Below are 14963 nucleotides of genomic sequence, written 5' to 3'. Positions count from 1 at the left end.
GAGGTTCCGATGGCCGTCCACCTGCGCCGGGAAGAAGCCACTCTGTCCCTAATCGTTGCAGAGCCGGCCACCGGGGACGACGAAACCCGCTACATCGCCGCTCTCCACGAGATCGCTGTGCAAGAGTGCCCCTTCGTCCTTCGCGTCGCCTTCGACAAAAAGCTCGAGCTCGAGCACGAATACCGCAAGGAGCAGAACCTCTGGTTCAAGGCGTCGCGCCAGCAGATGAACGCAATGTGCCGCGCCGTGGCGATCGTGCGCAGGGATCCCTCGCCTGAAATGCAGCGCATCTTCTCCGGGTTATGGGCGTTCCCGGTCCTGGTGACGCGCAGCCATCAGGAAGCGGAGGATTTTCTGGCCGGTCACCGGCCGGCGGAGGCCCGGGCATGATCGCTGTACAGGCCGGCGACAATCCAACCCGTCCCGCCGACCGGGCCCGCTACCGGCTTTTCGCCGTGCTCGCCGGTCTCTACATCGCCCAGGGTATTCCCACATATCTGTTTGCCGCCGCGATCCCGCCGATCCTGCGCGAACAGGATGTGTCGCGCACGGCGATCGGCTTCTTCTCCATCCTGCTTCTGCCGTTGGTGCTGAAATTCCTCTGGGCACCCATGGTGGATTGCGTAAGGCCCTTTGCGCGCGCCCACCGCGCCGGCTGGGTGATCGTCACGCAATGCGGCATCATCGCCTCGATCCTGGCGCTCGTCGTGGCCGGCCCGGCCAATGTCTGGGCGATCTTCGCCATCGGCTTCGTCGCCTCGCTGTTGCTGTCCACCCAGGACATCGCGACCGACGGCTATGCGGCGAAGTATCTGGCCAGCGAAGACCGGCCGATCGGCAACGCCATCCAGGGCGGAGCGGTGGCCTTCGGCGTGATCGTCGGCGGCACGCTGGGCCTCGTGCTCTACCATCATGCCGGGTGGACCGTGATGCTCGTCACCATCGCGCTCCTGTCGCTCATCCCGCTCGCCGCCGCCTTCGCCATGCGCGAGGCCGATCCAGCGCCGGCGACACCCGGGGCACCGATTTCCCGCCCGTCGATCATGGCCTTTCTGCGCCGACCCGAAGCCCGGCAAATCCTGTGGATCGCCTTGATCTACCGGGCAAGCGAGGGCCTCGTGAAGGCGATGGAGGGCTCGTACCTTGTCGATGCGGGCATCCCGCTCGATACGATCGGCTATCTCTCGGGCGCTTCCGCGGCCACGGCCGGCCTTGCCGGCTCGGTGATCGCCGCGCTCCTCCTGAGACGCTGGGGCGCCGGCCCCGTGCTGGGCCTGCTCGGCAGCTTGCGGACCATCTGCTTCCTCATCTTCGCATTGCATGCCTTCGGGGCCGTCACCGGTGTATGGCCGCTCTACGGCGCCTCCGCCTTTCAAACGCTGATCCGCTACATGGAGATCGTCGCGCTCTACAGCCTGTTCATGAGCGTGACCTCGTCCGAACAGCCGGGCACCGACTTCACCATCCTGGCCTGCGGCCAGCTCATCGTCTATCTGATGGGCTCCATGAGCTCCGGCGCGCTTGCCGACCTGTTCGGCTACGGCGCGCTGTTCGGCTTTTCCGCCGCGCTGTCCGGCATCGCGGTGCTGGCAACCATCCTGATGCTGCGCGCCTATGCCCCACGCGTCCGAGATCCCCTCATCGCCGCCGGGACAGGAGGGCGGCGATGAACGCGACACACTCAATCCGCCGCCGGCTTCATCGCCATAACGGCGACAGCCACGCCGGCGGCCAGCAGCGCGCAGGTGGCGAAGGGCAAGGGCGGCCAGACCGTGAAGGCGTAGCCGCCGACGAGTGCGCCCGCGCCCTGCCCCAGCACATGGGCGCTGGCCAGCCAGCCGGCCCCGGCACCCTGTTCTTCCGGCGTGAGCCGCGAGACCAGCCACGCCAGATAGGCCGGCGAGGCGAGCGCGACACCCGCGCCGCAGAGCACGAACCCCGCCGCGCAGGATGCAAGGCCGCCGCTTGCCGCCGCGACGAGCGCGCCGAGCGCCAGCAAGCCGACGCCCGACACAACACTGGGCTTCTGGCCGAAGGGAAGGCGCGGAACGACGACGACCTGCACCAGGATCATCACCACGGCGACGAGGGCCAGGATGAGACCGGTCGCCGTCGCGGCGAAGGCGGCCTCGACGCCAAGCCTCCCCTGGAGGAACGGCCCCAGGATCATCTGCACCTGACCGAACCCCATGGTGAGGCAGAAGCCGATTGCCAGGAAAGGCAGCATGTGGCGGCTGGGACGCATGCGAAAGCCGGCACAGGTGACGGAACTCTTCCTGGCACCGCCCGGCGCAAGGACGAGCGTGATCGGGCTGAGCACGAGCAGCAGGAACGGAATCGGCATGGCAAGGCCCGCCGTCATCGCCGCGACCGACCCCAGGATACGCCCGCTGCCCAGTCCGGCGCTGAGCAGCGCGAGCAGCGATTGCCGTTCGCGACCATCAGCCTGGAACGCCACCCAGGCCTGCGCGACGGGCATCACCCCCGATGCGCCCAGGCCATAGATGATCCGCGAGGCGACGAGAATGCCGAGGCCGGCAAACGGAGCGAGCGGCCCGATCCAGATCAGTCCGGCGAGCGCGAGCTGGCCGGCAAGCAGGACGCCCCCCAGCACCCGCAGCGTCGCGCCATGACCGCGGCGCGCGCCATGGCCGCCAACCAGCGGCGCGCCAAACACGAAGGCCAGCGCGCCCGCGGCTGCAGCCAGGCCGATCTCACCGGTTCCAAGCCCCGTGCGCTGGGTGATCAACGGGACCAGCGCCACGAAAGCGGACTGGCCGAAACCGACCGTCGACACCGCCAGGGCAAGCCGCCTCACACGTGCGCGAACAGGGAGTGCACTCAACATCTCGTCATCCACGGGCATTCTCACAAAGTAAATTTCTGAATCACTACATCAATAATTCATGATTTGTCTACGAATTAAGAGAAACTAATATTAGTTTCAATTAAAAGTAAAGTACAGGAGATTAAATTGGAGAATACTCCAGGAAATTCCGTGTACAACGCCTCAACCAGCCGGTTTCTCAACTCTTTGATCAGAGAGTGGGACGGCTGGAGCATTTCCGGCGGATCCGATACGTCGAACGGAAATGGGGTGCGGATGCTGCGCCTCTTTCTGCCGGCAGCGCGTTGCGAGATTCTCGTGCCGCTCAGCCATTTTTCGCCGGCCGGCTACCATGCCTTCGCCTTCCCCATGCACATCGATCGGGGGGACGGCATCCTGGAACCGATCGCGCTGCCCGAACTGGTGATGCTCCTGCTGCGCGAGGCCGGTATCGCCGACAGATCATCGCCTGCCGCGCGGCTCACCTTCTTCCGCCGCATGCTCGACAGCACCGCCGCCATCGCGGAGATCGCCGAGGCGGTCGGCGGCGAAAGACCCTTCACGGCCGGCGATCCGACATTCATCGAAGCCGAAAAAGCACTGCGCTTCGGCCATGCGGCCCACCCCGCGCCGCGCAGCCGCGACGAGTTCACCCGCGAAGATTCCGAACGCTACGGACCGGAATACGGCAATGGCTTTGCGCTGCGTTGGTGGGCCGTCGAACCGAGCCTGCTCGCCACAGGCGCTGCCCCTGCCGTCGCGCCGGTGGAGGCGACCCACGCGCTCATGGGCAGCGACAGCGCGCTTGTCGCGCGTGCTGCGGCGGCCACCGGCAAGACCCCGATGCCGCTCCATCCCTGGCAGGCGGCGCGGCTGATGCAGGAACCATTCTACGACCGGCTGATCCGCGACAAGCGCATCGCCGATCTCGGCCTCGGAGGTCCCATCTGGCGCGCGACGAGTTCGCTCAGGACCGTGCATTCCTCCGAGACCCCATGGATGCTCAAATTCTCGCTCAGCCTGCGTCTCACCAATTCGCGCCGCATCGTGGAGGAGCATGAATGCGCCCGCGGCCTTGCCGTGCATCATTTGATGACGGGACCGATCGGCGCGGCGTTGACGGCCCGGTGCCCCGGTTTCCAGGTGCTCGGCGAACCTTTGTGGCTTGCGCTGCGCGGGCCCGACGGGGCGGTCATCCGCGAGACGATGGTGGCCTTCCGCGAGAACCCTTTCACGGGCGAAAACCAACCACCGGCGGCCGTGCTCGCAGCGCTCTGCGAACGTCATATGGACGAGCGCGGTAGCCATCTGGCAGACCTTGTCCATCGTATCGCGAAGTCTTCCGCAGAGACGCCCGCCCGCGTTGCCGAACGCTGGTTCGAGCGCTTCCTGGAAACGGCCGTCGCGCCGTTTCTGATCGCCCAGGGGTCTTTCGGCCTGCTTTTCGGCGCGCACCAGCAGAACCTGGTCCTGGGCCTCGATGACGGCTGGCCGGAGAAACTCTATTTCCGCGACTGCCAGGGCACCGGGTATGTCGAAACCTTCCTGCCCCGCCTCAGACAACACCTGCCCGAGGTGGGTTCGTCCACCGACCATGTGTTTGGCGCGCGGGAGGCCGCAAGGCTCGTCGGCTACTATCTGTTCGTCAATGGCGCCTTCGCGGTGGTGGGCGCGCTCGGCGCGGCGCATCTGGCCGACGAAGACCGGCTGTTCGATCTCTTCCGTTCCTTCCTACAGCGCCTCACCGCCGAGGTCGAAGACCGGACCTGCCTCGACTATCTGCTTTCCTCGCCCACCATCGCGGCCAAGGGCAACTTCATGCTCTCGCTCGGCAACGTCAACGAGAACACGGAGGTGACGGATCCGCTCGCCGCCCATGTCCAGCTCCCCAACCCACTTGCCCGAAAGGTGACCCCATGACGGTACAGCCCGCCAATCGCGATTTCTCCGCTGCCGGCAAGACGCGGGCGACACCGGCGCGGGACGATGTCTCATGGCATTTCCCCGCAGGCGGTCGCCCACCGCTTGCCGCGCGGCTTGCCCGTGGCGGCATCCTCTCGCTGAATGGAACTGCTGGCGAGACGGTCGCCTCGGCACGGCTTGTCCAGGACGAGACAGGTCACGCCAGGCTCGAGACGTTGAATCTTGACCCATCGGCGGCCGACGGCGCCGCTCTGCTCGCCGCGCTGGCCGATGCCTCTTTTCTGCGCTTATCCGGCGTGGAGCGCCTTCTCCTGCCCCTGAGCGAGGAGCGGGCCGCTGTCGCAGCGCTGGCCACGGAAATCACCGGCGAAACCGACACGCAGGCGCAATGGGCGGTCATCGACCGGGCAATGCTTCGCCAGCTACCCCTCCTGTGGCGGCGCCATCGGTCGCACGTGACCTATCCGTTTCTGCGCACGGCCATCGGCCCCGAGGATCGGCTGCCGCCGCTGCGCCCGCCGCGGCCCGACGGCCCCATGTATGAGCGCTGGCTGCCCGAACTCGGCCTGGCCGTATCGTTGCGGCCCATCGATCGCCGCACCGATCTTCCCCTGTTCCATCACTGGATGAACCAGGGCCGCGTCGCCTTCTTCTGGGAACTTGCCAAGAGCGAGGAGGAGCTTGACGCCTATCTGGCGGCGCAGGAGGCCGATCCACATATTTTCGGCGTCATCGCCAGCTTCGACGGGGAACCGACAGGCTATTTCGAGTTCTACTGGGCCAAGGAAGACCGGCTCGGCCCCTATTATGAGCACGACGACTTCGATCGCGGCTGGCACGGGCTGATCGGCAATCCGCGCCATCTGGGAAGGCTGAAGACACTGGCGCTGTTCCGCTCCGTCACGCACTATCTGTTCCTTGACGATCCCCGCACCCGGCGCATCATGGGCGAGCCTCGCGCCTCGCACCAGAAGATGTTGAGCTACGCGGCCGACGCGGCCTATGTGACGCTCAAGGAGTTCGACTTCCCGCACAAACGCGCCGCGCTGGTGTGCTGCGAGCGCGACCGGTTCTTCCGCGAGGTACCGCTGTGATGCTCGGCCCCATGCCCGACAGGCGCCCGGTGGATGCCGCGACCTGGGCGGAAATCAATCGCGCGGCGGTCGCCAAGGCGATCTGCGAACTCGCCTACGAGGAAGCACTTTCGCCCGCCCCGCTCGATGCGGCGCAAACCCGGTGGGAGCTTCGGCTCGCCTCCGGCGCCGTTTACCGTTTTCACGCCGTGCGCCGCATCTGGGGCCAGCTCGCCATAAGGCCTGAGAGCCTCGTATGCGGACAGCGGAACCTGCCGGTGGACGATGCCGTCGGCTTCTTCCTCGACGCGCGGGAAACCCTGGACATTTCTCCCGCCACCTTCTGCACCTACGCCAGGGAACTCTACAACACGCTGCTGGCCGATGCGCATATCGTGGCGGTGCGTGCACCCTATACCGCTGACGCTCTGGCCGCTCTCCCGGACACGGCGCTCCAGCGCCTGCTCGACGGACATCCCAAGGCGCCGGCCAACAAGGGCAGGCTCGGCTGGGGGCTTGCCGATCACGCGGAGCATGCGCCGGAGTTCGGCGGCGCGTTCCGGCTGTTCTGGCTCGCCGCCGCGCGCGACCGCGCCACGCTTTCGCTGGAACCGGGTCTTGTCGAAGAGACCCTGCTGAAAGCCGCCCTCGACGAGAACGAGCAAACGCGCCTGAAGGAAGCCTGCGAGGTGGCGGGCGTATCCCCCGCATCCCATCTCCTCCTGCCCGTCCATCCATGGCAATGGCAGGCGCAGATCGCCGCGCACTATGCGGGCGAGGTGGCGGCCGGCAGATTGGTGCCGCTCGGCGTGTTCGGCGACCCGTTCGTCGCCCAGCAGTCGCTGCGCACGCTGGCCAATACCCGCCGGCCTGAGAGCCTGCACATCAAACTGCCGCTCACCATCCTCAACACGTCTGCCTGGCGTGGCGTGCCCGGCAAGTACATGAAGATCGGCCCCGCCTTCTCCGGCTGGCTTGCCGAGATGGCGAACCGGGACCCCGCATTGCGTCCGCTCAAGGTCCTGCGCGAAGTGGCCGGCGCCTTCTATCCGCACCCGCATTACGAGCGCGTGCCCGACGCGCCCTACCAGTTCTGCGAAATGCTGGGCGCGATCTGGCGTGAAAGCCCCGAACAGGGCCTGTCTCCCGGACACCGGCCGATGATGATGGGCGCGCTGGCGCAGCGCGATGCGCGCGGCCGGCCGATCGCCAGTGCGCTGATCGCCCGCTCCGGGCTCAGCCATGCCGACTGGCTCGAACGACTGTTCGATGCAGTGGCGGTGCCGCTCTATCATTTCATGTGCCGCTATGGCGTCGGCTTCATCGCCCACGGGCAGAACGTGACCGTGATCCTCGATGGATCCATCCCGGCCGGCGTCGCCATAAAGGACTTCCAGGGTGACGCAGACCTGGTGGACCAGGATTTTGCCGAACTCGCCTCCCTGCCTCCAGCTGTGCTCCAGGTGCTGAAGCGCCGCCCGCCGGCCCACCTCCTTCAACACCTGCAGACCGGACACTTCGCAAGCGTCCTGCGCTTCCTTTCGGAGGCGCTGGCCGATCATGACGGCTTCGATGAGACCCGCTTCTATGCCACGCTCGCCGCGCGCCTTCGGCACCATCAATCGCGGCACCCCGAGCTTGCGGATCGCTTCGCCCTGTTCGATCTCTTCCAGCCGAAGATTCCACGCATCGCCATCAACAAGGTTCGACTGGCGATCGGCTACGGCGACGCCAACCAGCGGCCGGTGCCTGCCTTGGGCACGCAACTCGACAATCCCCTACACCTTGCGGAAATGGTTCTGGCCGCGGCCGGCCCCGAACGCCGCCATGCCATGTCAGGAGCCTCGGCACGATGACGAACATCCATGATCTCGCAGGTATAGGCATCGGCCCATTCAATCTGAGCCTTGCCGCTCAGCTCGATTCCATCACGGATTTGAGCGTGCGGTTCTTCGACCGGGTGGAACGCTTCAACTGGCATCCGGGCATGATGCTGCCCGGCGTCGAATTGCAGACGTCTTTCCTCAAGGATCTGGTGACGGCCACCAACCCGACAAGTCCCTGGTCGTTCGTCTCGTATCTCGTGGCGCACAAGCGCTTCTACGAGTTCCTGAACGCCGGTTTCGAGGCCGTGCCCCGCCGGGAGTTCGCGCGCTATCTTGCCTGGGTTGCCGAAAACCTGCCCACCTTGCGCTTTGGACAGGCGGTACGGGAAGTGGATTTCGACGGCAGGCATTTCTCCATCGCTCTCTCAGACGGGGAGCGGCGGCTTTCGCGCAACCTGTCCGTCGGCGTCGGCCTTGCACCGCATGTGCCGGCCTGGGCGCGTCCCGTTCTCGGTGACAGGGCGTTCCACTCCTGCGAGGCGACCTGCCGGCTTGGCTGCCTGGCCGGCCCGCGCTTCGCGGTGGTGGGCGGCGGACAGAGCGGCGCCGAGATCGTGCTGCATCTCATCACCGCCGCTCCGGCGGGAACGCAGGTCACCTGGATCAGCCGGCGCCCAGGTTTCCAGCCGCTCGACGATTCCCCTTTTACCGACGAACAGTTCACGCCCCCCTATGTCGAGCGCTTTCACGCGCTGACGGAACCACGCAGGCGCGCCACGGTGGAACGGCAAAAACTCGCCGGAGACGGCATCTCGACCTCGACGCTGCGCGCCCTCTACCGCCGTCTCTACGAGATCCGCCATCTCGGCGAAGGGCCACGCGCCCGGCTCCTGCCGCATCGTGAAGTGCTCGATCTCGTCCAGGACGGCGAGGAGAGCCGCCTGGTCATGCGCAACGGCTTCGATGGCGGCATAGAAATGGCGAACGTCGACACCATCGTTCTGGCGACGGGCTACAGCCACAAACTGCCTGATTTCATCGCGCCGCTGCAGGACCGCCTGGCACTCGGCGACGATGGCCTCTTCCGGCTCGATCGTGACTTCTCGGTAAAATGGGAAGGGCCGGCCAACCGCCGCATCTTCGCGCTCAATGCCGGCCGTTTCAGCCATGGGATCGCCGAACCGCAACTCAGCCTGATGGCCTGGCGGAGCGCGGTGATCGTCAACGCGCTCATGGGAAGCCAGCATTTCGACCTCGAGGAGCTTCCGCCGCTCGTGCAATGGACGGGCGAAGACCAGCCGGTGGTGCATGTCAACCGGGCATCAGGTTTGCAGGCCAATAGCATGTTGCAGTCGGGTGGTTTCACCTGACCTCCGCACAAATGCGGAAAACAAGAAGGTAGTGCGGGGCAGCGTTTCCATGAACGATCAGCCGATCTTGAGCAATTCCAGGAAAAGTGGGAGCCGGTTTTCCGCCCGAAATTGCGCAAAAACAATGAGATAGAGTACTTCTGTGACTCGGAGACAAATGGAAACGCTCTAGTGGTCGGGCCGGCCGCGCCGCCAGTAGGCGACCACGAGATGATCTTCCTTGCGCAATCCTTTTTCCTCGCGCAGATGGCTGCGGATCGCACGGAAAGCGTCATACTCGCAGCCGGCCCAGACGAAAACGCTCGATCCATCGGACGGCAGCGCCGCTTGCCGCACGGCGTCGGCCAGAAGCGTGGTGGTGCCCGCTTCCGCGCCACACCGGCAAAGCCATTCCACATCGATGGCCGCGCGCGTGGTGATCGCCTCGATTTCTCCCGCGTCGGCCACCTCGATGAACGCTTTTCCGCGCGCGGTTTCCGGCAACGCTTCCAGCATGCGGGCGATGGCCGGCAGCGCGGTCTCGTCACCGGCGAACAAATACCAGTCGGCCTCGCTCAGACCGCCGCCGCCCGGTCCGGCAATGCCGATCACGTCGCCCGGTCGGGCGCCAAGCGCGAAATCGGAGCCTGGACCGGCATCCTCATGCAGAACGAAATCGACGTCGAGCGTCCGCGCCACGCTGTCGAGCGAACGCACCGTGTATTTGCGAAAGGATGGTCGACGCTCCGGGTCGTTCCATTGCATGAGGCCATTCGACCCGACGCCCGGCCATTGCGGCTCGTCGAGATCGGGATGCTGCACGAGAATGTTGAGATGCAGCGCATCCATCGCCACAAACCGGGCAACATCATCGACACCGAGCGTGATGCGGCGCATGCGTGGCGTCACATCGCGATGGCGCAGCACTTTGGCGATCTGGAAATTGGGCGGCCGCTTGAGCACACCGCCGTCACCGGACCATTCGATCTCGGGCGGCGCGTCAGGCGTGAACTCGATGATATGGGCGGCGACGTTCAAGCGCAGGAAGTAGAGCGCTTCCACATTGTCCGCCGTCACGTCGACGCTGGTCGCTTCGGCGTCATGGCTGAAACGGACATGACCGTGCTCGAAGCGCAGGACGCGCACGCCCTCCTGCTCTTCGAGCATTGCGCCATGCTCCGTCAAATGTTCGCAGAGCGGAGCCAGAACCGCATCCGGATCGGTCAGCGCAATGCGCGTCTGCGCTGTGTATGTGCTCACGGCTGTTCCTTTCCTGCGTGGTCGTTTTCGATGCCCGAGCGCCGCGCTGCTACTGCCCGTCGGCGCTGCTGCCGGCGCGCAGGTCGACCCAGAAGGTGCCCTCCAGCGGCACCGCCAGAAAGCGGCGGTTGATCTCATCAAGCGTGGCAGCGGGATCGAGGTCGGCGAAAAGAGCCGGATGGATCCATTTCGCAAAACACTCCATCGCCAGGACATCGAGCGCCGATATGGAGAGCTGGTGCGAGATCGCATGGGCACGTCCCGCGCCGACCGCGCTGAGACCGTCGAGGAAATTCCGGCCGACGACGGATTTGAGCGCCGCGCGCGCCTTCGTTGGTTCGACCCCGGCCCCCACCAGCAGCCCGCCGGCCTCGGCAAATCGCGGGCCGCCCGTGCCGATATAAACGTCCGGGTCGGCGCCCAGCACATGTTCGGCACTCAACCGGCCGTCATATCCCGGCACATCCATGCCGATGCTGCGCCCACCCGCATGCTGCAGGTACTGCATGATGCGGTTGCCGGAACCTGGCGTGTAGCAGCACAATGTACCGGCGTGTACATCGATCAGAACGTCAGGGCGTTCGGTCAAGCCTTCAAGTCGTTTCGCGACGTTGTCGAAGCGCTCTCGAACGAAGGCGGAAAACGCTTGCGCCTGGTCTTCGCGCCCGATCGCCTTGCCCAACAACTCGATGGAAAGGGCCGTCGCCTCGCCTGCCCCTTTTCCGGCGATGCCCGGTCCATCGAGGAAGAGGACGGGCACGCCGGCGGCAGCCAGTTGTTCGGCCACCGGCGCCCAGCCCGGCTGCCATATCCGCACCACGAAGAGATCGGGGTCGACGCTCAGGATCGCTTCCGCAGACGCGGCCTCGGGCACGACCGCACCGATCTCCGGGATATCGTCCATGGCAGGGAATTTTCGACGAAACGCATCGTAGACGCCGCGGTCGATGCGCTGCGGCCGCGCCCAGCCGGCAAGCCGCGCCACGGGGTCGGGGTCGATCAGCGCCAGCGAAAGCAGGATCAGGCTTTCATTGGTGACGATGCGCCTGGCCGGCGCATCCAACCGTACCTGGTGGCCGGCCGCATCGACAAAGACGATCTCCGCATGGGCGCACAGGCTTGCGCCGCCGAGCGCCATGAGGCCGAGCGCGATGACGACGAAGCGGGATGCCCGTCGGGAGGCAGCCCCTTTCGCGGTCGGGAATGCAACCCAGCTCACCATGTGTATTTCAGGTTCGCGGTGATGGCGCGGCCAGCGCCGTAATTGCAACTGCCTCCGGTGAGGTTCAGGCAGTGCGAAACATACTTCTTGTCGAAAAGATTGCTGACGTTGACGCGCAGCGTGGTGCCCTCGTAATCCGGGTTCAGCGCGCCGAAATCATACTCGGCACCGATGTCCACCAGGGCGCGGGCGGGGATGCGCAGCTCTGGCAGATAGGTGGCGTCAGTCTGGTAGGAGGACGTGGCGCGCACGCCGGCGCTGAGCGAAAGGCCGGGCACGACGGGCGGCCGGTAATTCACCCAGACGCTTCCCTGGTGCCTGGGAAGACGCTCCATCTCACGGCCGACGGCCGCGGGATTGTTGCTGCGGACAACCTTGGAACTGGAATAGGCGTAGGCCGCCAGTATGTCGAATTCCGGTGTCAGCTCGTATTTGCCCTCGATCTCGATGCCGCGCACCCGCTGCTCGCCGGTCTGCACATAGCTGCTCGGCCGTGTCGGGCGTGGATCGCTCGGATCAGGCGTCAGAGCGTTTTCAACGGTGAGGTCGAAGTACGACAGGGCAACCATGCCGCGCGCGCCTTCGGGCTCATATTTGACGCCGATCTCGAACTGCTCCGTGGTCTGCGCCTTGAACGGATTGCCGAGCCGATCGGTGCCGAGAAGCGGCAGGAAGCCGGTCGAGTAGCTGACATAGGGCGCAAGGCCATTGTCGAAAAGATAGGTCAGCCCCGCCCGCCCGGTCAGCCTCTGGTCGTCATTGTCGATGGCAGGCGTGCCGGCCATCCGGTCGATCGTCTCGATCTCCGACATGTCGTAGCGCAGGCCGAACGTGCCCACCCAACGGTTGTAGCGAACCTGGTCCTGCAGGTAGAAGCCGATCTGGTTCTGCGTCTGCAGCCCCGAGCGCTGGAAGGCCGGCACTGGCACGACCACGCCATAGTCCGGATCGAGATAGTCGAGCGGCGGCGGAACGGGGTCGCCAAAGGCGGAGTTGCCGAAATTGGTATCGGAAATGCCGCGCGTATAATCGACCCCGAAGAGCGCCGTGTGCTCCAATGCACCGGTCGAAAACTCTCCCTGAAACTGGGTATCGACCGCAAAAGCCGAGGTCCAGTCATCGGAGACGGCGGAGACACGGCTCAACTCGTTGGACGGTGCGCCGGCGAAAGCAAAGGCCGGATTGACGAGGGCCAGGAGCATGTCCTGTTCGGACCGGCTGTAGCGGAGGTTCTGGCGCATCGACCAGGTCTCGTTGAAGCGGTGCGAGAACTCATAGCCCACCGCATAGAAATCGCGGTTGAAGCTGTCCGCGTTTGGATCCGCCAAGAAGCGATCGCGCGGTATCGGCCCCGCCGGATTGGGCAGCAGCGTGCCGGCCGCCGGATAGAAGCGCGGGCTGAAGACGTCGCGATCGCGCTGGTAGTAGCCATAGAGCGTCAGCGATGTATCGGTGGTCGGGTTCCAGGTGATGCTCGGCGCGATCAGCAGGCTGCGGTCGCGCTCCATGTCGATCTGGCTGTGCATGTTCCGCGCCAGCCCGGTGAAGCGATAGAGCCAGGTTCCGTCCTCGGTCAGCGCGCCGGTCATGTCGACCGCGCCCTCGATGCCGCCGAAGGCGCTGGTGCGCACCGAAGCCTCGCGATAGGCGGTTTCCTGCGGGCGCTTGCTGACCAGATTGACGAGGCCGCCAGGCACGGCACGGCCGTAAAGCACCGATGCCGGGCCCTTGATGACTTCGGCTCGTTCAAGCGTGTACGGATCGATGCTCGGCGTTGCGTAGTTCAGCGGGTCGCCGGGCAGGACCAGCCCGTCAAGCCAGATGGTGCCATAGGTGTTGAAACCCCGGATCCACAGCCAGTCGTAGCGCACATCATGACCATTGGCTTCGGCCTGAACACCCGGCGTGTAGCGCAGCGCCTCGGACACGCTGGCAACGCCCTGAGCTTCCATCTGGTCGCTTGTGACCACATTGACCGCCTGCGGCGTCTCCAAGAGCGGCGTATCCGTCTTCGATGCAGTCGCGCTTTTCCTGGCGACGATGCCTGCATCCGGACCGCGGGCATTCTCATCCTGCACGGCGATCCGCTCCAGCAGCGTGGCGCGCTGGTTCTCTTGCGCCTCAGCCGGGGCGGCAAGCGGCGGAAGGACCCCACCGAACAGACATGCACCATATGCCAAATGCCGCGCACGGCCCCAAATCACGCTTCGACGATGCACCACTGCCCCCTGCCATTATCCACGCTGACGCATTTAATTTGACTAATAATGTCATATTAAATAACCCAATATGGGAGCGTGACGCGCCGGGCAAGCAGCCGGCCTTTGCGCAACGATCATAGACCTTTGCGAGGCGATCAAATCGAGCATCTGGGCACCGTCGATGAACTCAGACCCTGACGCGCCGGGCGCCGGTCCACATTCCTTTGCCCAGGGGCAGCTGCGCGTTCGCGATTTCCTGGAGCGCGCCAGCGTTACGCTCGACAGCCGTGAGGACAACTTGTCGCTCGAGGACACGCTGCTTGCCGGTCAGTTCCAGCACATGGAACTGCGCGAGGGCCTGTTCCTTCATCTGAGCGATGCCGAGGAAGAGCACGACTTCACCGCGACATCCGTATTGCGCGAGGGACTGTCCTGCGTCTTCTTTCTTGATGGTGAGATCGACCTGACAGTCGGCGACCGGCAATTCGCCTTCAAAGGCGATCCGCGTGGCGCGATCGAGGGCGTTGCCATCGTGAATGCCGGGCCGGACCGCTTTCAGAGAATGTCACGCGGTCGGCAGCATGTGCGCCATCTGGTTATTTCGGCCTCTCCGGAATGGCTCGACTTTCAGGGGCTGGAAGCCATCGGCGACACCACCAAGCCGACCGCCTTGTTCAAGAACCATCTCGCCAGTCATCGATGGACACTGCCGCCGCACGCCGTCAGCCTGGTCCAGCAGATCTTCTCGCCCTCCCCGTTCACACCTGCATTGCAGCGGCTTTATCTCGAGGGCCGCGCCGTGGATCTGGTGGCGGAAACGATCGCCGCGGCGGCACAAGCCGAGCGTCGCCGCGCCTCCGGCGGCATCCTGACGGGCCGCGAGATGAACCTGCTTGACCGAGCCAAGGCGCTGATCGATGCCCGCTTGATGTCGGATCTGAGCGTGGAAACCATCGCCCGCGCAACCGGCCTGAGCACGAGCGGACTGCAGCGCCTGTTCCGCCTCGCAGAACGCTGCAGCGTTTTCGACTATGTCAGGCAGCGCCGGCTCCGCCGCGCTTTCGAGATTCTGCAAAACGAGGGCGCGAGCGTGCAGGAGGCGGCGGCAACCGCGGGTTACGCGCATCCGGCAAACTTCGCCACGGCCTTCAAGCGGCAATTCGGAATCACCCCGCGAGCCCTCTCGACTGCTCGGCGGCGATGACCGTGGCGAGCCTTCCAAAGAATGCAGAACAGCGCTGGGCTTGCAGCTATCCATGTGCGACCTTCGTTGTTGGTCGCA

At 65.2% G+C, this 14963-nt stretch carries 11 protein-coding genes; 7 read left to right on the top strand and 4 right to left on the bottom strand.

What is annotated here, in order from left to right; translation table 11 throughout:
• Window positions 1-9 precede the first annotated feature (9 nt).
• Window positions 10-390, top strand: a complete 381-nt coding sequence (locus tag AB843_RS10035) for a hypothetical protein (RefSeq protein WP_048646713.1) — start codon at window positions 10-12, stop codon at window positions 388-390.
• On the top strand, window positions 387-1670 hold the full coding sequence (locus tag AB843_RS10030; RefSeq protein ID WP_048646712.1) for an MFS transporter: 1284 nt from the start codon (window positions 387-389) through the stop codon (window positions 1668-1670). The genes AB843_RS10035 and AB843_RS10030 overlap by 4 nt, the downstream gene beginning before the upstream one ends.
• A gap of 11 nt (window positions 1671-1681) precedes the next feature.
• Here AB843_RS10030 and AB843_RS10025 read toward each other — a convergent pair whose 3' ends face one another.
• Window positions 1682-2848 carry an MFS transporter gene (locus AB843_RS10025; RefSeq protein ID WP_162230637.1) on the bottom strand — a complete coding sequence of 389 codons (1167 nt, stop codon included), beginning with the start codon at window positions 2846-2848 and terminating at the stop codon, window positions 1682-1684.
• 255 nt (window positions 2849-3103) lie between these two features.
• Between AB843_RS10025 and AB843_RS10020 the strand changes: the two genes are divergently transcribed.
• The 4 genes from AB843_RS10020 to AB843_RS10005 are packed head-to-tail and all read left to right on the top strand — an operon-like array spanning window position 3104 to window position 9019.
• Window positions 3104-4747 (top strand): IucA/IucC family protein, encoded by a 1644-nt coding sequence (locus AB843_RS10020; RefSeq protein ID WP_087587085.1) that lies wholly within the window; start codon window positions 3104-3106, stop codon window positions 4745-4747.
• A complete protein-coding gene (locus AB843_RS10015; RefSeq protein WP_048646710.1) occupies window positions 4744-5844 on the top strand; it encodes a GNAT family N-acetyltransferase in 1101 nt (366 codons plus the stop codon). Before AB843_RS10020 ends, AB843_RS10015 begins: the two co-directional genes overlap by 4 nt.
• 11 nt (window positions 5845-5855) lie before the next feature.
• Complete coding sequence (locus tag AB843_RS10010) at window positions 5856-7679, top strand: IucA/IucC family protein (protein WP_244467945.1); 1824 nt, start codon at window positions 5856-5858, stop codon at window positions 7677-7679.
• The gene (locus tag AB843_RS10005; protein WP_048646708.1) at window positions 7676-9019 is read left to right on the top strand and encodes a lysine N(6)-hydroxylase/L-ornithine N(5)-oxygenase family protein; all 1344 of its coding nucleotides are present in this window, start codon (window positions 7676-7678) and stop codon (window positions 9017-9019) included. The genes AB843_RS10010 and AB843_RS10005 overlap by 4 nt, the downstream gene beginning before the upstream one ends.
• Window positions 9020-9187: 168 nt before the next feature.
• Here the strand turns inward: AB843_RS10005 and AB843_RS10000 are convergent, their stop codons facing one another.
• The 3 genes from AB843_RS10000 to AB843_RS09990 are packed head-to-tail and all read right to left on the bottom strand — an operon-like array spanning window position 9188 to window position 13660.
• Window positions 9188-10258 (bottom strand): siderophore-interacting protein, encoded by a 1071-nt coding sequence (locus AB843_RS10000; protein ID WP_048646707.1) that lies wholly within the window; start codon window positions 10256-10258, stop codon window positions 9188-9190.
• 49 nt (window positions 10259-10307) lie between these two features.
• Window positions 10308-11480 (bottom strand): ABC transporter substrate-binding protein, encoded by a 1173-nt coding sequence (locus AB843_RS09995; protein ID WP_048646706.1) that lies wholly within the window; start codon window positions 11478-11480, stop codon window positions 10308-10310.
• Window positions 11474-13660, bottom strand: coding sequence for a TonB-dependent siderophore receptor (locus AB843_RS09990; protein WP_244467944.1), 2187 nt, complete (start codon window positions 13658-13660; stop codon window positions 11474-11476). The genes AB843_RS09995 and AB843_RS09990 overlap by 7 nt, the downstream gene beginning before the upstream one ends.
• 202 nt (window positions 13661-13862) lie before the next feature.
• Between AB843_RS09990 and AB843_RS09985 the strand changes: the two genes are divergently transcribed.
• On the top strand, window positions 13863-14885 hold the full coding sequence (locus AB843_RS09985; RefSeq protein ID WP_048646705.1) for a helix-turn-helix transcriptional regulator: 1023 nt from the start codon (window positions 13863-13865) through the stop codon (window positions 14883-14885).
• Window positions 14886-14963: the final 78 nt, after the last annotated feature.

The sequence above is a fragment of the Nitratireductor soli genome, from assembly GCF_001050155.1.
Lineage (GTDB): Bacteria > Pseudomonadota > Alphaproteobacteria > Rhizobiales > Rhizobiaceae > Nitratireductor > Nitratireductor soli.
This window is presented reverse-complemented; position numbering and strand designations above follow the sequence as displayed.